The following is a 23920-nucleotide window of genomic DNA, read 5'->3' on the forward strand; positions in this document are numbered from 1 at the left end:
GGGGGGCCTGGAAGACAGAGGGGCGCCTTGACCAGAACAGTGAAGCCCAGATCAGCCTCCGGCTGACTGCGGCACTCGCAAGCCAGGCAGGCAGTCAAAGAGCGTCGCGAAGAAGTCGGCAAGCAGGGGCTGAGCACGGTCGCGGTCGCGGAGTTCGTCGTGGCCGAACCGGAACACCTCGTAACCGCGAAACTTCAGGGCGCGGTCGCCGGCCATGGTCGCGGCGTACTTCGTACTGTCGGGTTCGGCTCCTGCGTTGCGGGTGTAGTGCTGCATGCCGTCGACCTCCAGGACCACGCGCCGGTTTCCCGGGAGCAGCATGAGGAAGTCCATGCGCAGGTTCTGCATGGCCTGCGGGCCGCGTTCGCGGACGGTCTTGGGGTCCCAGTGCAGCCAGATCTCCGGCAGGAGGGCGGGAACGTCATTCAAACGGTCCCGATGGAGGTGGTGGTAGTGCCAGAACAGGTTCTTCTGCCCTGGAGACTTCGGGGGCAGGGAAGCCTCCATGCGGCTGTAGAGGGACCGGGCCGCCTGCTCGGTGTCGGTGATGTTCCGGGTCTCCTGCCACCAGGCCATGAGGTGGCGCCAGAGTAAGCCCTCCTTGCCGACGGGGTGGTCGTAGACCAGGACCTTGTCGTCACGCTCGGCGACCTCGATGTCGTTGTCTAGGGCGCTGGTGAAGCGGATGTCGGGCTTGCCCAGGGTGGCGAAGATGAGGTTCCGCGGCCGGCGCGCGGTGCCGCGACCGTCCTGGACCAGGTGGAACCGGGGGTAGCCGTCGGCCTCTCCATCCTGGCTCAGGATGGCGCCCGCCGGTTGCAGATGCCGGTTGGCGAGCTCGACGAAGCGGCGCTGGGCTTGCTCGTCGGGAAGAACGGCGGCGGAGGCCAGCCCCTCAAGGAAGACACCGAAGCGCGGATGGGGGGCCTCGAAAGCACCGAGCTCCTCGAAGAGCACCTCGGTCGACCAGTCGCCCGGGAACCTGACGACGTGGCGGTTGATCTGGTCGCGGAGGCTGCTGGTCGAGGTGACCCACCCGCTCATCGGGTCGTTGTCCAGGTGCCACAGCCGGCCCAGCAGCGCCATGAAGCGGTCCGGGTAGCCGAGGTGATCGGAGAGGTCGAAGTCCCTGGCAAGCTCGCGCCGCGTCCGGCTCGGGACCTGCACATGGTGGCGGCCGAGCCACAGAACGTCCTGCAGCGCCATCCTCTTCGCCTGGCCCAGCTCCTCCTGCTCCAGAACGGCGTCGGCAACACCCGGCAGGCGGTCGTCCGGGCAGGCGTTCAGGCTGGCGACCAGGCGCTCGTGCTTGGTGCTCCCCTCATCCGGCGGGGGAAGACCGAGGCGCTGACACAAGGCCGGGAGCTCCCTGTGCCCGTAGCGCGTGTACAGCGTGGCGAGCACGTCGTCGATCAGCCTCCGCAACAGCGCCACGTCCATCCGTTCCCCCATCCCATGATGATGAGCGACGCCCCGACGCCATTCCACCCTGCCCGTTCAAATCTCCTGCGGCGCCAGCCCCCGGGACAGAGACCAGACCTCTTCCCCCGGCTATCGCGTGGAAAGACACCTCATGCTGCTAAGCCGTCAAGCGGAGAGCTGTCCAAGGCAGAAATCGCGTACTCGGTGCGGACGCATCCTGAGAGGCTGTGCGGGTGACTGAGACGACCCCTTACGACGCCGACCGTGCCCGATTCACCCGCCAGGCTCTGGCACGCCTGGTCCTCTGCGATCACGCCGCGGACGTCGCCGATGGCGCCGCTGGCCTGGTCGCCACCGAGAACGACCCCGACACCGGCCCCGGGGGCCGGGTCAGCCAGGCATTCCAACTCATCGAACTCGCAAAGCGCGCTCTGGTCTCGGCCGTGATCTACGAACGGGAGCGAGGCAGCTCTTGGACGGAGATCGCCCAGTACCTGGGCATCGGTCCAGCAGACGCGGAAGAGCGTTTTGCTTCGAATCTGGACGGCTGGAACACGGCCTTCGAGGTCCCCTACCGGCTCGACGACACCGGCCGAAAGCGCATACCCCAGCTGCCCACGGCAGCGTATGACCCCGCCCGGGCGTGCGACCGGCTCGATACCTGGGCCGGAAACCGGCTCATCCTCGTCAACGACGACCGTCCCGTCAGCTCCGGTCTCGCCATGGCTCAGTCAGAGGAGTAGCCCCCTGGTCACCCCGCAGCGGCTTCGTGCCCGTGCAAGGCGTGGGAGCTGTCCGGCGCGCAAGGCACCGTCGGCACCACCGCAGATCTGCGGTGCAACGCGGCTCGGGTATCGCAGCAGATACCCGAGGGCCGGCTACCGGCAACGCGAGATGGTCACCTGGCCCGACCGAATCGAAGCGCAGGCCCCCACCCGGTCGGCCTGGCCGCGTCTGGGCACCGTCGGCTCCTGCGTTCGAGCACATCACGCCCGGCCATCCGTGCTCGGTCCCAACTCACGTTCCGCGCCCAGACGGCGTTCCATCCCGTTGTTGCAGAGCATGGCAGTGGGCTCCCGAACGGGTGGCCGGTGGTCGATGCGGAGCCAACCCTCGCACTTGATCGGTATTGAGCATTTCACATACTCATCAGGATGTTATACCGGCTCAATCTGCCGCGTCTGGGGATCTCTCGTCGACGACGGCTTCGGGCATCTCAGGACCAATTAGTGTCTCGAATTCGGAGGCCCCTGCCCGGCCGTCAACCAATGACAGGGGCTCTCCTCTCACCGTCTCGAACAAGGGAGCGTTATGTCCGTTATCCGAGAGTCTGCCGAGCGCCTTGGGGCCCTGAGCAGCGGTTTCGACCGTAACATGCCCACCCTGAGGGTGGCCCAGTCCTCTGGGGCTGTCGACAAATGTGTCGACGTGCAGTTGATGCCGTTTCTGGCCGTGGTTTTCACGGGCATGATTCTGATTTTTGCCCCTTCCCAGGTCCCCGTCACGCTGGTGATTCTTCCCGTGCTGCTGAGCCATTCGCGGCGTTCTAGCTGGTCCGTGCGGCGTTCCCGGTCCTGGACTGCGAAGGGTCCGGCCGCAGGAACCACAGGCTGAGGTTGGCCGGCTCGCCCCACTCGTCGCGGCCTGTTGTGACGAGTGGGGCGTTTCTTCCTCCCCGTCAGGCCTAAGGCCTCGGGGAGCCACGGCAAAAAAGTGGGTGGCGTGACAACTGGTTCGCCACCCCTATACGCCCCTTAAGGACTCATATGTCGCAGAAAGCCGCGATGAAGATCCTTTGCTCGAACTGCAAGAGCAAGTTCTTCCGCCCGAAGACCAGCGGCCGGCCTCCGAAGTACTGCGGAGCGGACTGCCGTACCGCCGCCTACCGCGCGCGGCAGAAGACGGTGCTCAGTTATGCGCACAAGCATGATGGGGACGTCACGAGGATCGCGAAGTCAGTCTCAGCGCGGGCAACAGCAGCCTTGCAGCACAGTCAGCTTCCGCTGCCGGCCAGACCTCTGGAACTACTCAAGGAGGCCCTGCGGCTGGAACGCGACGTGAACGACCTAAAGGCGGTCGCCGTCCGGCAAGCCTCCGAGTACGGGGCCCCGTGGACGGACATCGGCCACACGCTGTCGATGTCCGCTTCGGCCGCCCGGGCCAAGTACAGCGACGAGCAGGTCGCCAAAATCCTTCGCTGGCGGGCCGAACGCGGCTCGGCCCCCGGGCTCCGTCTCCCGCGGCCGCGCCCGGACCGGCCCACCTCCGCCCCCAACTCCGTAAAAGGGGAAAGCACCCTGCCCAGTCCCGCCCTGCCCGGGGACCCCGCCTACCAGCTCACCACGGCTCTCTCGCACCTGCACCGTGCTTCAGGACGCACCCAGCGGTGGCTGGCTGCCGAAGTAGGAATCTCCCCATCCCTGCTCTCGCTGATCCTGCTCGGCAAGCGGCATCCGAAGTGGAAGGACGTCAAAGCGATCGCAGAACTGTGCAACGCCGACCCCGCCGACCTCAGGCCCTTGTGGGAGAAGGCCCAGGGCATCCCACCGGTTGCACTTCCCGGTCCCGAGGACTTCCTCCAGGCCGCCGCCTCGCTGAAGTCCGCGCTGCGCGGCATGTGCATCGCAGCCGGTTCCCCCACCCCAGATGAAATCTGCTTCCAGCATTTGACACTCAGCCCTCGCCGGGTCGCGCGCGCTCTGGTGAGCGAGCGGCCGGAGCGGGACTTGGCCGACTGGACATTCGTCGCTTCCCTGGCCACGGCACTGCGCGGGCATCCCGACGACGTGCGCCCCCTGTGGCAGCGGATGACGGTCGCCTCCGCCCTCATGTCCCCACCCGGCGCCGGGCCGGATGCCGACAGCCCCACCGCGCGCCCCGCCCACACTTCAGCTGGCACCCGCGCACCCCACGAGGCGCCTGCCGAGGGCACCGGCCGACCGCGCCGACCAAACATTCTGCGGGCCTCGCGTACCCGGCGCGGCAATCAGGACACCGACGCGCTCCTGCGGCGCCTGGAGATCCTCGAAGTGATCAGAAGCGCCAACATGCCCGTCGGCCTGACCACCCTGAGCCACTCCAGCGGAATCCCGCCGCGCTATACCTCCGAGGTTCTCGCCTGGCTTCGCGACCACCGCTTCATCATCACCGGAAGGGACGGCGGCCACGCTCCAGGCCCCGTCCTGAACGCCGCCGCCGAAGGGCGTGACGTGGTTCAGGAATTCCTGGAACACCTCAGCCTCAAGACCCTCGGCGCGATCTACATCGGCACCTACACTGACGGCGACATCCACGTGTCCCACGAAGTCGCCCAGCCCGGCATCCCCACCGTCGACCAGCACGTCGACTTCCGTGAATCCGCCCACGCCAGCGCGCTCGGCAAAGCCAACCTCGCACAGCTGGGCCGTGAGGCCCGCCTCGACCACCTCTCCCGCTACCGGCCCAGGAAACTGACCGGTCACACAATCACCGACCCCGACAGCCTCTTCCGCGCATTCGACCTTTCCCCCCTGCAGTACGACCTTAAGGAGTACTCCGACCGGAATGTCTGCGCGGCCAGCCCGCTGGTACTGCCCGGACGCACCGCCGCCATCGCCGTCGCCGTACCAGCAACCGATCGCCGACACCGTCTCCGCCGGGCCGCGGCCACCATCAAGGACCACTCCACCACCATGGCCCTATCCCTCACCCTCGCTCTCCCCACCGCCCACCCCAATCCAACTCAACACGCCGCATACAGGCCGTAGACCCCCACCGTCCCATCGTGCGGAGGGCTCCTTGGCGGTGCAGCCGACGCTCTCCCTGGCCGGACTCCGGGCGCAGCCGACCCGAGCACGCCCGACCCGGCCCTGACGGACGACACCTCTTCCCCTCGGCTATCGCGAGGCCGGGCACCTTCCCGGCAGGGCTCAAGCACGGGGACGTCGTTTCCGCCTTGGACAAGACCGGCTGTTCCTGGGAGCCCTATCCTCCGCTGACCTTCGGCGACCAGTGCTCGCTCACGGCGATCCCGTCAGTGGATGCTGTGGAACCGGTTTTGCCTTGGCTGCCCTTGGTGAAGCTGGTGGCAGACGGACTGTCGGCATGGCGGCGACGTCGCGCAAAGCGACACACGCAGACTGCACAGGTCCAGAACTCTCTCCACGGTGAGGGAGAGAACGGGGAACCAGGATGTCCCCGCTGCCGCGCCTACGAGGAAGATCCTCATCACCGTACGGAACCGTGAGATCAGGCTAGACAGCCGGTGGGCCCTCGGCCCACCGGCTCTACGCTGCCACCACCGGCCAGCTTGCCCCCGGCGTACGTAGGCCAGCCCAACCAACACCTGCTCATCGGATCCACCGCTGCAGGGACACGAAGCAGCGCCGGCACCATCGGTGCTGGCCCCAAGGAGTCAGTCCGCCTGCGTTCGACCGTCATTTGCCGGTCAGCGAACCTGAAGGCGTGCGCCTCTGCGACGGCGATCGCCGAGACTGATCACCGGTGCGGTGCGAAGCGGGGCCGGGTCCGCTGCGACATCGGGGGCGAGGGAGCGCATGAGGACGGGGTGCAGGCCGAGGTCTTCGGCGGCCTGGAGCAGGGACGGTGGTTCGCCGTACTTGCGGCCGAGCATGGCACGGACGAGGGTGGGCTGCTCGGGGTGCACGGCGACCGGTTCGTTTGTCCGCCAGCCGCGGGCGGCGAGCTGCTTGTAGAGGCTCTCCCGGCGGGCTTGGTCGATGTGACCCAGGTCGTGGGCGCGGTTGATCAAAGCTTGGATGGAGATACCCCAGCGCCGCTTGAGTACGGCGAACTCGCGGAGCATCAGCGGGCCGCTGAATGCCTCCTCCGCCCGTTCGCGGGGGAGCAGGAACGCCCCGGCGAAGCGGTGCGCCTCGGTTTCGGCCTGCTTGGGGTCGAGGCCAGCTCGGCGGTGGGGGTGGAGGACGAGGTGCCCCAGTTCGTGGGCGGTGGTGAACCTCTGCCTGTCCCCACTTCCGGCGGAAAAGTAGCTGATCATCGAGGGCCCTGTGGTGCCCTTCCAGCAGGAGACACCGGAGTGCCCGACGACGGCTTCCTCTCCGGCGCCGTCAGAGTCGAGGAGCACCAGGGGGACCACTGGGATGCCGGCGCGTTCGCAGGCGCGGATGACGTGGCCGATCACTCCGTCCGCCGCAATGCCCAGGGCGGCGCGGGTCTGGTCCGCGAGATCCTCGATGTCGTCACCGTTGAGGGTGCCCGCGGCCACCGGCAGGGTGGTGCGGCGCACCTTGGTCTCGTCCATGAGGCGTACGGCGACCCGGTACGCCTCCCTGACGGTCGCTTCTACCCGTGCGACCTCCTTGGCCGAGGCGCTGGCCTTCTTGCGGAAGGCCAGCGTGTCGGCGGGCAGGTCGGCCGGGTCCACGTCGAAGAACGACATGGGGGTGCCGGTCGCCGCGGCGATGCGCGTGAGGACGTCGGCGCTGACAGGCTTGAGACCCTTCTGGATCTGCGAGATCAGCGGCTGCGAGACGCCGGCAGCTTGCGCGAGCTCGCCCTGGGTGAGGCCCATCAGGGCCCTCAGGGTTCGAATGCGCTCAGCTGGATCACGCACCACGTCCTTCACCCTCTTCGCGCACGTCCTCGTCGAACTCGAAGGGCAGTGTGAAGCCCTCGTCGTCCGGAATGAACTCCCAGTCGGTGAACGACTCAGTGTTGCGGGGGAGCTCGTAGTACAGGTCAAACTTCGCGGCCCGTGATCCCCCACCTGCTGCTCGTGCTGACCGTCCTGATCAGCCCCGGCAGCAGCAGAGGGAAGACAGCCAAGGCCCTCCTGGGCCTGCCTCCCTTCTCCCGGAAGAGCCCCGACAGCCAGGAGCAGCCGTAAGGCCGTTCACCCCGCCGCGGCATCCGGTCCCAACCCGGACCGCGGCACGTCCTCCACACCCATGTCCAGGCGCAGCCGTCTGAACGGCAGGGGGTGGCGGAACACCCCACCGTGGTCCACCGCCCGATCGGCGCTGACCTCCGCCACCAGCTCGGGGCGGACCAGCACCACGTCCAGGACGTCGCGGCTGCCCCACGCCGAGGTGAACCGAACCCCCTCGAAGGGATGCCCCGAGCCCGCTGGGGCGAGATGTTCGGCGACCCCGCGGGACTGCTCGGGGCGCAGGGGGACGGTGCGGCCGACCGCGCGCAGCCGGCCGCCGGCGTCGTAGCGGCCCAGGACGAGGAGCTGCGGGCGGGTCAGAGGAGTTAGGCATCGGCGGAGACGACGCTGCTGTGCGGCTCGCTCGCGACGATGAGTACGCCTTCCTCGCCACCAGCCGGCCTGGAGGCTTGCCGGATCCACGCCTCCCACTCGTCCGGCCAGGTGGTGCCAGCATCCCAGCGGACGCCCTTGAGCGGGATGTCGTCCAGGTTGGCCCGGCTGAGGTCCTCCCCTACGAAGTCGCTGCTGGCCCTCTCCACCGCGGCCACCACCAGCCGGAGGGTCTGGGCTTTGCCCTGTGCCTGCTCTAGGTCCTCGGCTAGGTCCTGCACCACCATGTCCGCGCCCAGCAACGACTCGGCGTCCGGCTCCGAAATGTCGAGACGGGAGACAAGCTCGCCCTCCAGGAACCGCTGAGCGTTGTCGAGGTCCTGCTGCAGCGGACCCACATGCGAGTCGAGGAACTGCTCGACCTCGGTGAGGTAGTCAGTTCCGAGTTGATCGGACCGGGCCAGTTCCCGGGGCGTGGGCAGCGTAATCCCGGAAAGCTGCCTCTCCAACAGCAGGGTGATGCGGATGATCTCCTCCCAGGGGTCCTCGGCGTAGAGTTCGTCGGCCTCGACCAGCTCTGCGAGTTCCCCCAGGGTGGTGAGGGCGTCGCGGATAAGTGCGGTGAAGTCGGTGGGCCAGTAGGTGTGGGCGAGCCTGAGTGCTTCTCGCCGGTGCTTGAGGCGGACCCAAGCAAGTCGGCCGGCCAGCGGTCCCGGGTCCGTCATCCTCTGCGAGGAGCGGCGGCTGCGTCGACCGTCCACGACGGCCTTGTCCCGGTTGAGCCGCTCCGCCACCTCGGCGCCGGTCGCTCGGTGCGCAGACCAGAGCATGCGGGCGAGGGCCAGGTCGGGGTCGCGGAGCTCGGGCACACCGCCTTGTGCCGCGATCCGGTCGATGACGGCCGTACCGACCTGCCGATGCGCTGAGGCCAGCAGCGCTGCCAGGAAGTCGGCGCGACCGTCGTGGTCGTGGATCGGATCGGCGCTCATGATGCTCCCCCCGGCGCTTCGTCCTCTTCGTAGTCGCTGTGGAGCCCCAGGCTCTCCTTCAGCGCCGCGCGGGCGCGTGACAGGTTCTGCCGCACCGCCGTCTGCGTCGTTCCCATAGCCCGCGCAGTTTCCTCCGTGGTGAACCCGTCGAGGTTCCACGCCAGAGCGGCGCGCTGTTTGGACGGCAGTCTCAGGAGGTGCTCAACCACCAACCGGGCCTCCTCCCCAATTTCCGCCGCGTAGGCCGGCGTCTCCCAGCGCAGGCTGACCTCCGGTTCGGGAAGATCGGCGCAGGCGTCCTCCGGCCTTACCTTCTGGCTGACCCAGGCCCGCCAGGCGACCGTGCGCAGCCACGCCTTGGGCCTGCTGATGTTCAGGCCCGGGGTGCACATCTTCGTAAACGCCTCCTGGGCCGCGTCCTGGGCCTCGGGCCAAGTCGCTCCGGAGAAGAGCAGGAAGCGAATCAGAGCGGGGTACTGCTCGTGGTGCAGGGCCTCGGCGAGCTGGCGGCCAGGCAGGGCCGCCGTGGGCGCCTCCAGGGGCCTAGGTGTACCCGGTACGGAGGGGTCCACGAGCAGTTCAGAGCTGGCGGCATCCTCCATCGCACCCACCCCCCGAACCGTGCGACTCAGGAGCGAACCAGATCCGCCGGTTCTTCACCGATTCCTGCATCGCGCCCCGCGGCACGGCGTACCGGACTCTGGCGGTGGCCCCCTCGTCCGCGATACGGGCGAGTTCCACCTCCGTCCCTAACCAGCGGTACGCGATCTTGACTGCGCCACTCACCAAGCTGACGAGGACGGTGACCACCGCCCCTGCCACAACCGGATCCACCCCTGTATCCCTTCGCTTACGGCACCGCCGTGAAACAAACGTGTAGCAACAGAGCGCAAAACCAGCCTCGTTGTGACATCCAGCAGGTCAGCGGCCCACGGTCGGTCCCGGGCGATCAGCCAGCCGTCGCAGGAACTGCCAGCAAACCGAACGCCGGTTCGACTTAAGTCGGGCGCGCACGGGTCCTTACGGTCGGTGGCCGACGCCCACACCGGGATCTCCTAGAGCAGCCCCCGCACGGGTCCGAGCCGCGGTTCGAGGGCGGCTGGCGCGCCGGAGTCCGGACGTCGCCAGCTACTTGCTGCGCATCGCCGACACCACCGCCACCACGGGGCGGGGGCGCGCCGCGATCAGCGCCATGCTGGTCGCCCACCTCCAGCGGCCCGCCCCCCCCCATCCCGCAGGTGGCTCCGGTGGAGAACCCGGGGCCCGGCCCCGGCGCTGGACGTGAAGGACGTCCTGGCGGCCGCGGAACGCTTCCCCTGAACCGTTGCCGCGCCGGGCAGAGTTTGGCCGGTATGCGCTATCGGACGCCTCGGCGATGGCGCGGCCTGCCTGGCTGAGGCCCTAGGGGGTGTCTTTCCGATCATCGGATCGTTGATCTGGTCGTGAGGGATGGGGAGATTTCTGACGCCGCCTGGGCGGTGATCGAACCGTTGCTGCCGCCCGCGGGCCGGGCCCGTGGCCGGTGGCGGGACCACCGCCAGGTCCTCGAGGGCATCGTGTTCAAGTTCCGCACCGGCCTGCCCTGGAGGGACCTGCCCGAGCGGTTCGGCCCCTGGCAGACCGTTCACGGGCGGTTCGCCCGGTGGGCGGCCGACGGCACCTTCGACCGTCTCCTGGCCGCTGCCCAGACGCGGGCGGAGGTGGACTGGCTGGTCGCGATCGACTCCACGATCGTGCGGGCCCACCAGCACGCGGCAGCCAAAGGGGGCTCGAAGAACGTGGACTTGGACGCTCCCGCGGCGGGCTGACCAGCAAAATCCACCTCGCCTGCGACGGGCAGGGCCGGCCGCTGGCGTTCGTGGTCACCGGCGGCAACCGCAACGACTGCACCCAGGCCGAGACCGTCATCAACCTGATCCGCGTGACCGGGCCGGGTCCGGGCAGACCCCGCACCCGGCCCGACCGCGTGGTCGCGGACAAGGGCTACTCGGCCCGCGCCTTCCGGTCCTACCTGCGACGACGCGGCATCAAGGCCACCATCCCCGAACGCGTCGACCAGCTCGCCGGCCGCACACGGCGCCGTGAACGGCCCTGCGGATTCGACACGGCCGCCTACCGGCGCCGCAACGTCGTCGAACGCTGCTTCCACCGGCTCAAGCAATGGCGAGGCATCGCCACCCGCTACGACAAACATCCCGACCGCTATCTCGCCGCCATCAGCCTGGCCAGCACTCTCATCTGGCTCGACTCATGATCGACAAAACGCCCCCTAGAAGACCTGGGGTCGAGTGGCCGGACCCACTACTGCAGCCGCGCGGAACATCTGCTCTGCTTGTTCCAGTGCCGCCGTGTACGTCTTCCGGCGCGCTCCGTCACCGGCCTTGCCGGGCGGGTTCGCCCGGCTTGCGCGTAGCTTCTCCATGCCTCGTCAGGATCAGCCTTCATGTACATGCACAGACGCTACCCGACCCATACAACTCCCGAATCCTCTACCGCTGGGATTAGGGTCCGCCCATGAGTGAGTTCTGGGACGCGGCCAGCGCGGTCGCAACAACAGCGGCAACGGGTGTGGCCCTCTGGTTGGCCGTCCACGAGGTACAGATGAGGCGGAAGGATGAGACTGACAGACAAGCCGCCCAGGCCCGCTTGGTGGTGTCGGCCATTGAGGGAACGCGGGGCGAGGTTGTCAATCACAGCTCTGAACCCTTGCTCGAGCTGAGGATCATCAGGGCTGACGCCGATGTGGACGGGCGACCGGTCGCTGTGCGTTGGGCCGAGGATGCTCAACGGATATTCCGTAACGTGTCGGCCGGTGAGGAGCGACACCTTGAGTTGCGGGTCCAGGGTTGGGGTCCACTGATCCACCCGGAACTCAGCTACGAAGTGGGCACTGATGAAGGTGTCGCCCCCTTTAACGCCTCCAATCACCGGCTAACCATCCAGTTCCTCGATGCGGCCGGCCTCTGGTGGCAGCGTGTTGGGCTGGAGCCGCCGACCAGAGTTCTCGGAGAGCCCGCGCAGCCTGCGGCAAACCCGGAATAGGGCCTTCTTCCGGCGAACTTGTTTGGGGGATACTGCGTGCCCATGTCGAAGCGCCTGCGATTCGGAACCGTCCGGCCCCAGCGGTTCCGCTAACCGGAGCGTGTCTCGTACATGGCCCGGCCGTCGGCCCACCGGGCCAGCTCGGTTCAGCAAGGCGCCACCGTCGTACATCTCCTCCTCGGCAGCCCGTGATGTCGAGCAGCAGGCCGCCCAGCGGCTCCCGCCGACAGCGTGGTGTACGTCTGGTGCGGCAGCGAGCCGGGATTGGGATGATCGTGGTCGTACACCCCGCCGCGCAGCAGCTGCTCGTCATCGGCGTTCATCCGGCCAGCCTTCCAGCCACCACCGAAAGCGGGAGGCCGGCGGCGCCCGGCCGTCCGGCCTCCCGCCGTGCGGGCGTCAGGCGCAGGACAGACGGTCGGAGGCGGGCCAGTCGATGCGCACCCCGCGGCGGATCAGTGCGGTGAGGCTGTCGACCTGGCAGGCAGGTGGCTGCTCCTGGGTGAAGCGGCGCAGCGCCTGGTACACGCCGTCGCGCAGATGGCCGTCGGTCATTGTGGGCGCCTGCTCCTGCAGTTCGTTGAGAAGCCGTCCGGCGCGGGCCGCTCGGGACAGCGCGGCATCCGCGAGCGGTCCTTCGGCGAAGCCGTCGCGGACGTACAGGCCGGGCTCGATGAGGGTCATGATGGCGGTCCTTTCCGCCCGGCCGCGCTGGTCTCCCGGTTGGAGACGCGGTCGCGGGACCGAGCGGGCGGGAACGTAGAGCATCGAGCTCGTTAGCGTCGCGGCCTGGCCGCCGGCCCCGGGCGGGAAGAGACCTCTTCCCCACGGCTACTGCGTGGGGAAGAGGTGTCGTTTTCCGGAAGGGGCTTGCCCACGGGCTCTGACCTGGGCAAATGTAAGATCACCGGATTTACGGGGTCCCACCTCCGGTCACACTGGCGGTCCCCCGCCTAGTGCACCCCTGCAGGCAACCCTCCGGCCTCCTTCCGGTGCAACCTGCACGGGGGGCAACGGGAGGATTCCCCCCTTCGGGGCCGACACCGCGGCACTCCACGAAGTCGGGGTCGGTGAGGTCGACGTCCTCGGCGGTCTCCAACCCGGCGGCCGCGAGGAAGACCCGGATGCCAGCCGGGCGGTGCGCGACTCCGATGGCGACGCCGTCGCAGCGGACCCGGCACCAGCCATGCTCGTCGGGCGGGTAGGCGATCACCTTGGCGGACATGCGCCCAGCCTCTCCCCTGCCCCTGCTCACCGGCACCCGGCCGGGCGGAAACAGGCTACGTACGCCCCTCGGCAGCAGCTCACAAACGGCTGCACCGACCCTCCGGTCTCGGGGTACGTTCGGGAGTACGGGTGCGGCCCTGGCCACCGGGGCCGCGACGGGGGCCGCACCCCGACAGCACGACAGCGTCCCGCCAGGCGGCCTGCTGCCGGAGCCAGATTCCACTCCCTCGTGCGGGTGGAGGTGAGGCCGCCGGCGAACCGTCTCACCTTCACCGCCGTCGCAGCGGTCATGAAGCCGATCGACGAGCAGCACATCGCGGAGCCCGGCCTGGTGGTGCTGGACATCACCGGCGGGGACGAGGACACCGTCCGGGCCGTCATGGCCTCCCTGGAGGAGCGCTGGGCGACCTCGGGTATCGGCCCGGTGCGCAGGGATCCCGGCGAGCCCGGTGTCCGGGCCCGGGTCTACGCCGACGTCCTGCGCCCGGGACGGGGCGGCTCATAGCCGCAGTACCCTGGGCAAGCCCTCCTTACGGTGGGCTTGCCCAGGGTCACCTTAGGCTTGCCCGGTCGCCGAGCCCACAGGGGACGGGCACGGCCTGCGCCGTCGCAGCCGGGGGCGGTACGTACCGATCGCGCCTGCCCGCCGCCGACGGGGCGTGGCTTGCCCATGGTGGCCTTGGGCTTGCCCGCGCCCGCCGGTGGGTTGCCCGGCTCAGCGGCGCAGGCGCGAGAGCCAGCCGGTGGTTTTCTGCTCGGGCACGGCCTGGTTCTGCTCCTGGTCCTGGTCCCGGCGGATCGGATCGCCCGGCCAGGCTTCCTCCCAGTCGATCTCCTCCCAGTCGATCTCCTGCCGGCCGTCGGCCTCGTGGACGTCGGCAACGGCCGCGCTCTTGCAGCTGTCGCACAGGTGCGGGTGGGAGTCCTTCGTGGCTCCCCAGTCCTTCGGCTGTACCGCCTCCCAGCGGGCGTCGGTGAACCGCGTCCCGCAGCCGGTGCAGACGGGACGGCGGGCCTTACGCTCGGCTGCCTGCTTCGCGGCCTGCTCCTGCGCCGCGCGCTGCACCTTCGCCTGGTACTCCGCCTGTGCACGCGCGGTCTCTTCCCGGGCGCGGGCGTCGGCTGCCTCGCGGCGGGGATTGCCGATCGCTTCCCACAGGTGCTGCTCGTGGTCGCGGCCGAAGCGGAGGAACACGGCGCCGGCCGGACCGTGCTCGCGCAACTGGTTCAGGCGTGTCGCGATGATCGGGAGCCGCCCGTCGTAGTGGTGGTGCCCGCCCTTCTGCCGCTGGCCCTGCCACAGGTGCCGGGTGAGCTCCATGAGCTGCGGGACGGTGCGGTCGGGGTTGCGCTCGCCGATGCGGTTGAACACCAGCAGGACGGGTGGGAACGTCGCGTCGCCGGACCAGGTGTCCGGAGCGCTCCAACGGGTGCGCCACATCGGACGCTCCTTGCCGTCGGTGTCCTTCACCTTCCGCAGGAAGAATCGGACGTACTTCTGCAGCTTGTCGGCGAGTTCCTCGGCGGTCTCGTGGCAGTTGTCGACCTCGATGAACAGCAGCGGCACCCGGTCCTGCGGAGCGGTCAGGACGATGTCGGCCTGGGCGCCGCCCTTGCCGGGCGCGTTCCAGGTGCCGGTGGCCGGGAGCGGGACCTCGGTCCAGTACGAGGCGATGGTGCCGATGCCGTCCGGTGAGTCGACGGCGTCCTGGGCGGCGGCCTGGACGTGAGCCGGGTCTTTGACGAGCCTGGCCATGTTCGGCTTCGGGCGCAGCATCGCGATCACGGTCTCGTTGACGGCCATCGGGTGGGAGGCCCCGGAGGAGCCCGCGCCGCGCGCGGTGGAGCCCATCTCCGTCACCGGCCGGTTCAGCTCGTAGGAGGCAGCCAGAAGGCCCTTCGGGGTCAAGTTCCGCAGGGCGTCGCCCGTCCCGGTGAAACCGCCGTTCTCCGACAGGCCATGCCTCCGCATGTCGGAGAGCGCGGCCGTGTGCGAGGCGGTGCGGGCCTGCTTCTGCTTCGACGGGGTCTCCTTGTCGGCGGGCCGGAAGGTCAGGTGCGGAGCACCGATCCGCTGGATCTGATCAGCCGTCGCGACCTTCAGCGCTCCGAGCACGCGCAGCACATCGCCGCGGTAGGTGTTCGTCGACCCCGCCGGGTTGTTCTTCCGCTTCCCCGCCATCAGCTCTGCTCCCTCGTCGCTCGCGACCGGCCGCCGGCCGACCGCCGCCGCGGCTGCTGGCGCTGGCCGCGCCCGGCCGGGGAGGGCGTCCGGGCCCCCCGGAACCCGATGCTCTCCTCCAATACGGACAACAGGAGGAGAGAAGAGGGTTGTGACGGCGCAGTTTTCGCGCCGATTCGCGGCCTGACAAGGGGTTTTCCTCCGGCCTGGGGTGCCGGGCACCAAAGGGGGTTCCAAAGGGCCCTTCGAAGGGGGCACCCAGGGAGGCCCCTTGGGCTTGCCCAACGCGGGCCGGCCTTCGGGTCCGATCGGCCTAAGCGGTGCCGCGGGCCGGCCTTCGAGTGGGTGGTCGTCATCGTCTGGTCTCCTTCGCTGCCCCGGCCGGGGCGGTCGGGGCGAAGGAGCAGCGTGCAACCGACCCCCTTGTCCGCGGTCTGACCGTGGCCAGGTCAAGGAGAAACACGGCAGCGGTCGGGGCGGTAGCAGAGGTGGACAAGGGGTCAGAGCCGGATTCGAGGTCGGGCCGACCACCCTGGACAAGGGGGCCCGGTTTGGCCCTTGCAGTACCGATTCACCCGGTTCGAGCTGGGGGGGGAGAGTTCTCCGTCCTCTGTCCACAGGGCAGCGCGCCGACCATACGAAAACGACGCCGTGATTCGCACGGCGGTCATCGTGAGGAGAGCTTCATGCCGTACCTGATCCCGACTCATACGCCGCTGACGCCCGAGCAGGTGGAGCAGGGTTTCGACTACCTCCTGGCGCTGCAGACGGGCGGCGGTACCTACGCCGCTGGGCGGGTGGAGGCGACCCCGGAACTGGCGTTCGTCCTGCTGCGGCTCGCCGAGGACATCATCTGGTTCGTCACGACCGTGGACGGGAAGGCCACCCACCTGTGCGCGGACTCCTTCGTGCTGGACGAGGTCGGGTGCGTCCTGCTGTCCGCGCTGCGGGACTGGGCGCGGGACTCCCCCACCACGGCGGTACTCGGCATCGCCCGCAGCATCATCCGCTTCGTCGAGAACGTGATCCCCGACCCCGACGACCACGGAGACACCTGCGCCACCCTGGAGACGGTGCGCGACGAGCACCTGGCGCTGGCGCACACGGCGCACTCCGCACCCGGTTCGCACCGCTGACCGCGCCAACCGAACCACCGCACCGGGTGGGAACGCACCGGTGCGGTGGAGCGCACCATCGGGTGCGCACCGGTGCGGTGGTACGCCCATCCGGTGCGCACCGAGTCCATCCAGTGCGCACCACGATGCGCACCACCGTCCATCCGGTGCGCTCCACTCGGTGGGCGGTGCGCGCGCCGGTGCGGCCGGCGCGCGGGAGTGGGGCGCACCGGATGGACTCGGTGCGGTGAGTGGGCCCGGGTGGAGGCGGTGCGTTTCTCCTTGACCTGAGCCGAGGTCAAGGAGAAACGCACCGAGTGGAGGCGCGGCCCCACTCCCGTCGATGGCGTCCACCTCCACCCGGTGGGCTCCACTCGGTGGAGCGGGTGCGAAGCACGGTGGCGTCCACTCCCGGACGGCGGACTCCACTCGGTGGAGTGGACGCGGGGCGTCGTCGGTGCGCACCACCGCACCGGGTGCGCACCACTCAGTGGCCGGCATCCCGTCCGCGGTGCGGTGCGGGCTGCTGTGGGCGGTGCGCCTGCTGGTCGTCCGGGCGCACCGCGTCGGCGTCGGCTGGTGCGGTGTGGCGGTCCGCGCGGGCGCGGGCGTCGTTGACCATCTTGGTGGCCGCCTCCCGGATGCGGCGCAGTCGGTCGTCGGTGAGATCGAGGGCTTCCACGTCCGTGCGGGACTTCCGCAGGGCCCGCAGCGCCGTCATGTCGATCGCGTCCCCGCGACCGGCTTCCGGCTCCTGGTCGTCGTGCTCGGGGTCGGCCGGCTCGGGTGCGAGCAGCTGCTCGGGCATCGCCGCCTGCTGGTGGGCGACGACGTCGTACGCCCGGCCCCGCACGGCGGTGGTGGTGCGCAGCTTCTCCCGCACCACCGCACCGGCGAGGACGGCACGGTCGTACTGGAGCGGGATGCGCGGGATCTCCCACTCCCCCGCGTCCTGGCCCGGCGGCCGGAGCGCAGCCGGCTCGCCGGGATCGGCCGGGGGCTGCCGGTCCGGGTCGGGCGCGGGAGTGGGTGGGCGGGGCCGGGCGGGGAGGTCGGCCAGGTCCCACCGGGCGGTGTAGAGGCGGTAGCCGGCCTCCCGGCCGCGTACGGTCTTCGGCTCGGTGATGTCCAGGCAGTGGGTGGAGATGGCGGCGGCCACGATCTCCTCGTCCAGGCCGGGGTCGCGGCGGCGGCCGCGCAGGACCAGGGCGAGGTGGCGGCGGGCTTCGGCGAGCAGGTGCCGGCGGTGGAAACGGCCGCCGTCGTTCATCACGAACACCGTCGCGGTGACGTCGACGGCCGCCAGCGCTATGTCGACCACGGCCGCGACCCGGGCCCGGATCGCGGCGGCCGCAGCGCGGGCGTGCTCGAGGAGGGAGTTGATGACGTCGGCGGCGACCTTGGAGGTGAGGATCGCGCTCACCCTCCACCAGACGCGCAGCTGCGCGAGCGGCTGGGTCTTCCGCTTGGGCGGGCGGGTCTTGCGGGCGGCGATCTGGTTCATCTTCGCGCGGGCCCGCTCGGAGACCACGGGCAGGAACTTCAGCTCGCCGTCGTCGTCGACGGCGGTGACGTACTCGTGCTCCAGCTCGGCCAGGCAGGCGGCGATCTGGTCGCTGCGCCGGGCAGTCCAGCGGATCAGTGCGTGCGGCACCCCGGCAATCTCGATCACCGGCCGACGCCCCGGGGTGACGATCCGCGGCTCGGTCGCCAGCCCCAGCGCCTCGCAGACCTCCGCGGCCACCAGCTCGTTGTAGAGCGCGGAAGCGGCCACGGTGTTCTCGTGCAGGGCCGTGGTGTGGATCGAGCCCCACTTCCCGTCCAAGCGCTGCCCCTTCACGCTCAGAAGAAGATGGTCATGGAGCAAGGGCCGCCCGGAACGAGCCTCGTAGTGGCGAAAGCGGGCGGCGACCAGACCGCCGGGCGGCCGGACCCGGTAAATGCCGTCCTTGCCGTACCGGATCACCGCGACCTCGTCCTCGATCCACTCCAGCACCCGCTCGATCGCCCGCTCGTGCGCGGCCTCGATCACCCGCCCGGTCTCCTCATCCCCGAACGCCCATAGGAGGTAGATGCTCGGCTGCGGCCGGAAGACGAAGTCGACCCCGGTGACCGTCACGCGGCGTCCGAGGGCGCCGGCCCGATACGCCTTCTTCGGGGAGTCGCCCGCGGCGAGCCGCTCGGCCTCGATCCAGTCCGCGTCCGGGTGGCGGCCCCGCTCGCCGAACAGGTTCCGCAGCTGCGCCTCGGTGACCTCCTCCCTCGGCGCGAGTCCGAGCGCGGCAAGTCCCCGGCCCATCCAGCGCCCGACCGGGACCCCGGCCTGCTCCTGGGCGGCGCGCAGCGGCGTGCGGGCCGGGCGGCGGCCGTCGCCGACGACGGTCTCGCGGAAGAAGTAGCGGTACATCTGACCGGCCCGGACGACCCTGATATCCACTGTCACACAGACCACGCCACACGGCCCTGACCTGCAAGAAAAGGCCGATCAGCCCGGCGCCCCGCCAGGCGGGAGCAGCTACCGAACTTCCTTCTCAAGTGCCCGCCGGGCGGGAAGCGGCCCCGGGCCGGACGCGAATGTCATCGCTCTCCGGCAGCCCTCACACCCCGACCCGAACGACACCAACGAGCACCACTCAGCACCACCACGCGCCAAGGAAGACGCACCACCGCCGAGCACCGCCTACAGCAGCCCCCGGCAACCGCCAGGGGCTTCGTCGTGCTGCCCGGAGGAGACCACCGTGCCCAGCTTCGAGACCCTCCCCTACTTCACCGCCGACCTCCAGCACCTCACCCCGCCCAGCGCCGGCCCTCCGCCCCGTTGACCTGGACGCCTTGGGCCCGACCTGCGCCGGGTCTCCGGTTGAGGGAGACCGGCCCTGATCGTGCATTCGTCAGCCGAAACGACTCATTGGCCTTCAGCACCGTTCAACGGCTCAGCGCCGGGACCACGCTGGTCTTGGAACCAGTCGCTCCTCGGGAAGCCATCCGTCCTCGGCTCATACACGATCTTGTCGTAGAGAGCCTTCTGACAGATCCGAGAGTGATCCGCTGCGGAGAGGGCCAGCCGCTTACGCTCGGCAGCAGGTTCCGTGAACCACTGACGGATCCCTATGTAGCTCCAACCGTCCGGGGAGTCGTGGTCGCCGTAGACGATGCGCGTCAGTCCCGCGAGGACTGTCTCGTGAGATAGGGACTTCTCGCTCCCGGCAGGGTCTGTGAAGCGCACGGTCCAGGACCATTTTTGCCCCTCGGCAAGCTGGGCATCTTTGGGGAACTGTCCATCGAAGCCAGCGTGGTTCGCGGCGTCGGTACCGATGATGATGTTCTCGGCCCAGGTCACGTCTCCGAGCCACGGGGAGCTCGCCAGGAACCCCTCTGCGATCTTCCGGGTCTCCTCATCACTGATGAGGTGGTTACTGCCCATCGCCCCTCCAAGAGTCGAGGTCCGAACGCTCGGACCTCATCAGAGGATGTGCCACTTCGGCGAGCGGTATCGGTCTTTTCCGCAACTGGTCTCGTCAACTGCTCCCCACAGGGCAATCGAGCGGCTACCGTCTTTTCAGCGCACTTCGTCTGTGCGTGCTGAGGCGGAACCCACCTTCTGTCGTCGGCGAACCGAGCGGCCGCTGGGATGCGAAGAGGTTCGTTGGTGCTGCCGAGTCCAGACTCTCCATGCACTTGGCGGTAGTCGGGGTGGGACGGCGTACGCCAGGGGTGCAGGAGACCGCTGTGACCGCGAAGCCGAATCACAACACCACGCACCAGCAGAAGATCGCCCGCGCGCTGCACAAGAGCGTCGGGTGCGGCTATCAGGAAGCTTTGAGGCGTGTACGTCTCGCCGCCGAGCGGGGCCTCCTCCCGGCATCCCTAGACGCCGTCGGTCGAGAACGCGCCGTACACATCCTGACCGCTAAGGAGCCCGCCGAGGTCCTGCCTCAGGCCCAGGCGAATCCCGCGGCCTTCGGTGCACACCCCCAGCCGTCCAACGGATCTCTGGCACCTGCCCTTCCGTGGCGGGGCACCGATGATCTAGTCCGCTTCGAGCCCGGCAGTGTCACCGTTCTGGTGTGCTTGCCCACCGCCGGGCGCACGACCATGGCGATGAACATCGCGGCTCACAACGCCGGTCGGGGCATGGCGTGCTTGTTCACCTCGGGTGAGACGGCCGAGGAGGGTCTGTGGCGGAAGGTGCTGACCGCCAAGTACGGGTTCGATGTCCGCAGGCAGGCTCCCCCTGAGGGCTGGGATGCCTTCAGAGCCAAGGTCACCGCGGACATGGACTCTCTGCCGTTGTTCATTCACAACCCGCGACCTGGTGACGCGGTCCGGGATGTCTTCCGAGAGGGCCGGGCCGTGGCGAACGCGCGTGGCCAGCGGCTGGGCCTGTGGATCCTCGACACCATCCAGCACTTCAGCCAGTTCACCGACGACGGCCTCGATCTCGCCGACTCCATGCACCAGGTTCGTCGGATCGCGCAGGAGAACCAGATCGCCGTCCTCGTGACTGCCCGGGTTCTGACCGAATCCAAGGACGAGACCATCAGTACCGAGCACCTGCGGCCGGAGCTGCGCGGCGCGGACTCGATCCTGGCGCTCCACCGCGACAACAGTTCCTGGTTCGCCCGCCGGGAGGACGACTCGGCCACGTCGACACTGACACTGCTGCGCCCTCGCTCCTCGCAGGCGCGCTCCGCGCAGCTCTTCCTTGAAGAGGAGCGCTGCCGGTTCGTCTCCCTATATGCCGGCCAGCCCACGCCCTGATCTCGCCTTATCGCCAGCGCTCTGGTGCTAAGCCCCAGAGCTCGCCCGTGCCACAGGTAGCGGCTCCCAAGCACCACTTCATCCACCAAGCACCGGACCTGGCCGGAGGACGCCCTCATGCCCGTATCAAAGCGCCTGCGTTATGAGAGGACGTTAAGTCCGATCTTCCTCGGTTCGTGATCGCTCGATCGTGGGACTGATCGCCACGTCGGGCGCCTGCTGGGCATGTTCATGCTGAGATGCGGGTCATGGAGAGAAAGCCGTACCCCAGCGACTTATCGGACGAGCAGTGGGCGTTGATCCAGCCGATGATCACGGCCTGGAAGCAGGACCGGGTGGCACGGTCGGCGACCGGGGATCCCGGGGCCTGCGACCTGCGGGAAGTCGTGAACGCGATCTTCTACCAGAACCGGACGGGCTGCCAGTGGCGCTACCTGCCCCACGACCTGCCGGCCTGGTCAGCGGTGTTCTACTACTTCACACTGTGGCGCCAGGACGGTCTCGACCAGCACATCCAGGAACTCCTGCGCTGCCAGGTGAGGGAGAGAGCCCGGCGATTAGAGGACCCGTCCCTCGTGATCATCGACACCCAGTCCGTCCGCGCGGCCGCGGGTGTTCCGAAGACCACGACGGGGCTGGACGCGCACAAGAAGGTGTCGGGTCGCAAGCGGGGCCTGGCCGTGGATGTGATGGGGCTGGTCATCGGTGTTGTCGTGCTGGCCGCCTCCGCCCATGAAAACGCCGCCGGCACGGCCCTGCTCGACCAGGCCGCCGAGCGGTGCGGCAACCGCCTGGAGAAGGCCCTGGTGGACCAGGGCTTCAAGGACGAGGTCCTCATCCATGGCGCCCTGCTGGACATCGACGTCGAGATCGTCCGCCGCAACCGGGCCGATCAGGGCAAAGGCTTCATTCCGCAGCCCAGGCGGTGGATCGTGGAGCAGGTCAACGGCACGTTGATGCTGCACCGCCGCCTCGCCCGTGAGTACGACCACCGGCCCGACACCTCCGCCTCGCGCGTCTACTGGGCCTCGATCGCGAACATGGCCCGCCGCCTCACCACACCGTCTCCGGCCTGGCGCGACGCCCTCGGGCTGGCCGCGTGAACGTCGCCGAGCTCCTGGCCGGCCTCCAGGCCCAGCACGACGAGACCACCGCCCGGGCCAGTGAACTACGCGACCGAATCCAGGACTTGACCGCCGCCCTGGCAGAGACCGAAGCGCGACTCGCGGACCTGGCCACCACCGCCAAGGTCATCGCCGAACTCGCACCGGCTGGAGGCGAAGACCCCGATCCACCCGAGACGAACACCGTCTACCAGGCGATCGTGAACGCCTTCAACCAGCACTCCGACCAGGTCTTCCGAGCCCGTGAGCTGCACGAACTCCTCGGCATGCCCACCGACGAGGCATCCGTCAACATCACCCGCAGCCGCCTCGGACGCCTCACCCGCCAAGGCTTCCTCACCCAGCCCGGACGAGGCCGCTACCAGAAACGGACTTAACGTCCTCTGAGATCTTGCGCCGCGACAATCACACCTGCCGATACTGCGGCGCCGCCGCACCCGCAGTCCCTCTCCGCATCGACCACGTCGTGCCCGTCGCGCTCGGAGGCACCGACACAGCCGACAACCTGGTCACCAGCTGCGAGCCCTGCAACAACGGAAAAAGCAGCAGCACCGTGGGAGCAGACCTCGTGGCCGATGTCGCCGAAGACGCGATGCGCTGGGCCGCTGCCATGCAGCAGGCTGCGGACAATCTGCTGGAGCAGGAAAAGCCTAAGCAGGAGTACCGGCAGGCGTTCCTCGCTCAGTGGAACGCCTGGGGCAGGGGCGAGGGCGCGGCGCGCCAGACCTTTCCGCTGCCCGCCGGGTGGAAGGCAAGCATCGAACGCTTTCGCACCGCGGGACTGCCGTCCTGGGTGTGGGAAGAGATCGTCGACACCTCCATGGGCTACGAATCCGTGAAGGCGGAGAACAAGTTCAAGTACTGCTGTGGCATAGCTTGGAAGCAGATCCACGCCCTGCAGTCAGAAGCCCGGGTTCATCTCGCACCGGCCGCCGTCAACCTCACCTATGCCTGGGAAACCGGCGACGTTGATGCGCTCACTGTTGAGACAGCGCTCCTTCTCTGGGGCCAGGAATGGGCGTCTTTCCTTCCGGGACCGACCCCGGCACAGGAGGCGGAGTTCCGGACGACGGCTCACGAGGCTCTGGTCTCCGGCCGCACCTCGGCCGACCTCGTCCAGGCCGCGGAGCAGGGGGCCTGGTTCTCCACGGCCGATGCCCGCCAAGCCCTCCAGCACCTTGACGATCAACGCACCTTCACCAGGCAATACGTTGCGCATTCTGTGTTCCAACACGCCTGGTACTTCTCGCACGGCGAGGCGCCGACCAAGGAAGTACTCGACGCCCTGTGGGCCAACTGCACCCAGCTCTACGAAGCTGGCGCGCACCCCGTACGCGTCATCCTCGCCGCTGCCGCTGCCGGCCTCGGCGACACCACCGACCTCTACGTAGGCCTGAGGGCCGAGCAGCACGAAGCCACCGGGTCCCACCCCCGTGTTCTGTACGCGGAAGACGCCTGGGCCCATACCTGGAAGAAGACCTCCCCGGATTTCACCTGGCCGACAGCTGAGGAACGCGCGGAACTCCGCGCCCACCTAGAACAGCTCCGCCAGGACAGCCGCCACGACGCCCTCGATGTCTATGCGGCGGCCGTCAAAGCAGGCCTCGCCCACGAGGTAACCCTCGACCTCCCACACTCCCACGACACCGCCGAGCAGCGTCCTACCCCGGTCCGACTCCCGCCAGAGTTCGCGCCCGGAGGCAGTCTTGCGCGCATGCCCGCCAGCGACGACCAGGACGCCCCACGCTCGACTGGAGACGCACGCGCCTGCGCGCCGGCATCGAGCGACTGACCGCCGCAACGCGCCGGGCCTTCCGCGCCTGACGACCCTGCAT

General features: G+C 68.9%; 19 protein-coding genes and 1 pseudogene. 12 read left to right on the forward strand and 8 right to left on the reverse strand.

What is annotated here, in order from left to right; all coding sequences use genetic code 11:
- Positions 1–51: 51 nt before the first annotated feature.
- The gene (locus tag C0216_RS30625; RefSeq protein WP_246042986.1) at positions 52–1440 is read right to left on the reverse strand and encodes a hypothetical protein; all 1389 of its coding nucleotides are present in this window, start codon (positions 1438–1440) and stop codon (positions 52–54) included.
- Positions 1441–1655: 215 nt separating this feature from the next.
- On the opposite strand from C0216_RS30625, the gene C0216_RS30630 reads away from it, so the two are divergent.
- The gene (locus tag C0216_RS30630; protein ID WP_114059125.1) at positions 1656–2165 is read left to right on the forward strand and encodes a hypothetical protein; all 510 of its coding nucleotides are present in this window, start codon (positions 1656–1658) and stop codon (positions 2163–2165) included.
- A 1023-nt stretch (positions 2166–3188) separates the two neighbouring features.
- Positions 3189–5168, forward strand: a complete 1980-nt coding sequence (locus C0216_RS30640; RefSeq protein WP_162793345.1) for a helix-turn-helix domain-containing protein — start codon at positions 3189–3191, stop codon at positions 5166–5168.
- A gap of 680 nt (positions 5169–5848) precedes the next feature.
- Here the strand turns inward: C0216_RS30640 and C0216_RS30645 are convergent.
- Entirely contained in the window at positions 5849–7150 is a 1302-nt protein-coding gene (locus C0216_RS30645) for an XRE family transcriptional regulator (protein ID WP_342777150.1), read from the reverse strand.
- Between C0216_RS30645 and C0216_RS35165 the strand changes: the two genes are divergently transcribed.
- Positions 7139–7270, forward strand: a complete 132-nt coding sequence (locus tag C0216_RS35165) for a hypothetical protein (protein ID WP_281277978.1) — start codon at positions 7139–7141, stop codon at positions 7268–7270. The two genes, C0216_RS30645 and C0216_RS35165, sit on opposite strands and share 12 nt — an antisense overlap.
- A gap of 225 nt (positions 7271–7495) precedes the next feature.
- Positions 7496–7642 (forward strand): hypothetical protein, encoded by a 147-nt coding sequence (locus C0216_RS33670; protein WP_162793346.1) that lies wholly within the window; start codon positions 7496–7498, stop codon positions 7640–7642.
- On the opposite strand, the gene C0216_RS30655 is transcribed toward C0216_RS33670, so the two are convergent.
- Both C0216_RS30655 and C0216_RS30660 read right to left on the reverse strand, forming a co-directional pair.
- Entirely contained in the window at positions 7639–8634 is a 996-nt protein-coding gene (locus C0216_RS30655; protein WP_114059042.1) for a hypothetical protein, read from the reverse strand. The genes C0216_RS33670 and C0216_RS30655 overlap by 4 nt on opposite strands.
- Complete coding sequence (locus C0216_RS30660; RefSeq protein ID WP_114059043.1) at positions 8631–9236, reverse strand: RNA polymerase sigma factor; 606 nt, start codon at positions 9234–9236, stop codon at positions 8631–8633. The genes C0216_RS30655 and C0216_RS30660 overlap by 4 nt, the downstream gene beginning before the upstream one ends.
- Positions 9237–10076: 840 nt before the next feature.
- On the opposite strand from C0216_RS30660, the pseudogene C0216_RS30670 reads away from it, so the two are divergent.
- Both C0216_RS30670 and C0216_RS30675 read left to right on the forward strand, forming a co-directional pair.
- Positions 10077–10888, forward strand: a pseudogene (locus C0216_RS30670) (IS5 family transposase).
- Between the two features lie 260 nt (positions 10889–11148).
- Positions 11149–11676 (forward strand): hypothetical protein, encoded by a 528-nt coding sequence (locus C0216_RS30675; protein WP_114059045.1) that lies wholly within the window; start codon positions 11149–11151, stop codon positions 11674–11676.
- A gap of 399 nt (positions 11677–12075) precedes the next feature.
- Here the strand turns inward: C0216_RS30675 and C0216_RS30685 are convergent, their stop codons facing one another.
- Positions 12076–12360, reverse strand: a complete 285-nt coding sequence (locus C0216_RS30685; protein WP_114059046.1) for a hypothetical protein — start codon at positions 12358–12360, stop codon at positions 12076–12078.
- A 778-nt stretch (positions 12361–13138) separates the two neighbouring features.
- Here C0216_RS30685 and C0216_RS30695 point away from each other — a divergent pair.
- Positions 13139–13408: a DUF6207 family protein gene (locus tag C0216_RS30695; protein ID WP_246042988.1), complete on the forward strand. Its 270-nt coding sequence runs from the start codon at positions 13139–13141 to the stop codon at positions 13406–13408.
- A 210-nt stretch (positions 13409–13618) separates the two neighbouring features.
- Here C0216_RS30695 and C0216_RS30700 read toward each other — a convergent pair whose 3' ends face one another.
- Complete coding sequence (locus C0216_RS30700) at positions 13619–15085, reverse strand: replication-relaxation family protein (RefSeq protein WP_114059048.1); 1467 nt, start codon at positions 15083–15085, stop codon at positions 13619–13621.
- A gap of 686 nt (positions 15086–15771) precedes the next feature.
- On the opposite strand from C0216_RS30700, the gene C0216_RS30705 reads away from it, so the two are divergent.
- Positions 15772–16221 (forward strand): hypothetical protein, encoded by a 450-nt coding sequence (locus C0216_RS30705; protein ID WP_114059049.1) that lies wholly within the window; start codon positions 15772–15774, stop codon positions 16219–16221.
- A 466-nt stretch (positions 16222–16687) separates the two neighbouring features.
- Here C0216_RS30705 and mobF read toward each other — a convergent pair whose 3' ends face one another.
- Both mobF and C0216_RS30725 read right to left on the reverse strand, forming a co-directional pair.
- On the reverse strand, positions 16688–18637 hold the full coding sequence (gene mobF, locus C0216_RS33675; protein WP_162793347.1) for a MobF family relaxase: 1950 nt from the start codon (positions 18635–18637) through the stop codon (positions 16688–16690).
- Positions 18638–19105: 468 nt separating this feature from the next.
- Positions 19106–19624 (reverse strand): hypothetical protein, encoded by a 519-nt coding sequence (locus C0216_RS30725; protein ID WP_114059050.1) that lies wholly within the window; start codon positions 19622–19624, stop codon positions 19106–19108.
- Between the two features lie 305 nt (positions 19625–19929).
- Here C0216_RS30725 and C0216_RS30730 point away from each other — a divergent pair, with 305 nt between their 5' ends.
- The 4 genes from C0216_RS30730 (at position 19930) to C0216_RS34810 (ending at position 23877) form a co-directional block, all read left to right on the forward strand.
- The gene (locus C0216_RS30730; protein WP_162793348.1) at positions 19930–20961 is read left to right on the forward strand and encodes a DnaB-like helicase C-terminal domain-containing protein; all 1032 of its coding nucleotides are present in this window, start codon (positions 19930–19932) and stop codon (positions 20959–20961) included.
- A gap of 248 nt (positions 20962–21209) precedes the next feature.
- Complete coding sequence (locus C0216_RS30735; protein ID WP_174250569.1) at positions 21210–22064, forward strand: IS5 family transposase; 855 nt, start codon at positions 21210–21212, stop codon at positions 22062–22064.
- Entirely contained in the window at positions 22061–22462 is a 402-nt protein-coding gene (locus tag C0216_RS30740) for a hypothetical protein (protein ID WP_174250570.1), read from the forward strand. The genes C0216_RS30735 and C0216_RS30740 overlap by 4 nt, the downstream gene beginning before the upstream one ends.
- Positions 22463–22476: 14 nt before the next feature.
- Complete coding sequence (locus tag C0216_RS34810) at positions 22477–23877, forward strand: HNH endonuclease (RefSeq protein WP_281277979.1); 1401 nt, start codon at positions 22477–22479, stop codon at positions 23875–23877.
- The last annotated feature ends 43 nt before the right edge of the window (positions 23878–23920 follow it).

Origin of the sequence: Streptomyces globosus (genome assembly GCF_003325375.1) — a bacterium.
GTDB lineage: Bacteria > Actinomycetota > Actinomycetes > Streptomycetales > Streptomycetaceae > Streptomyces > Streptomyces globosus_A.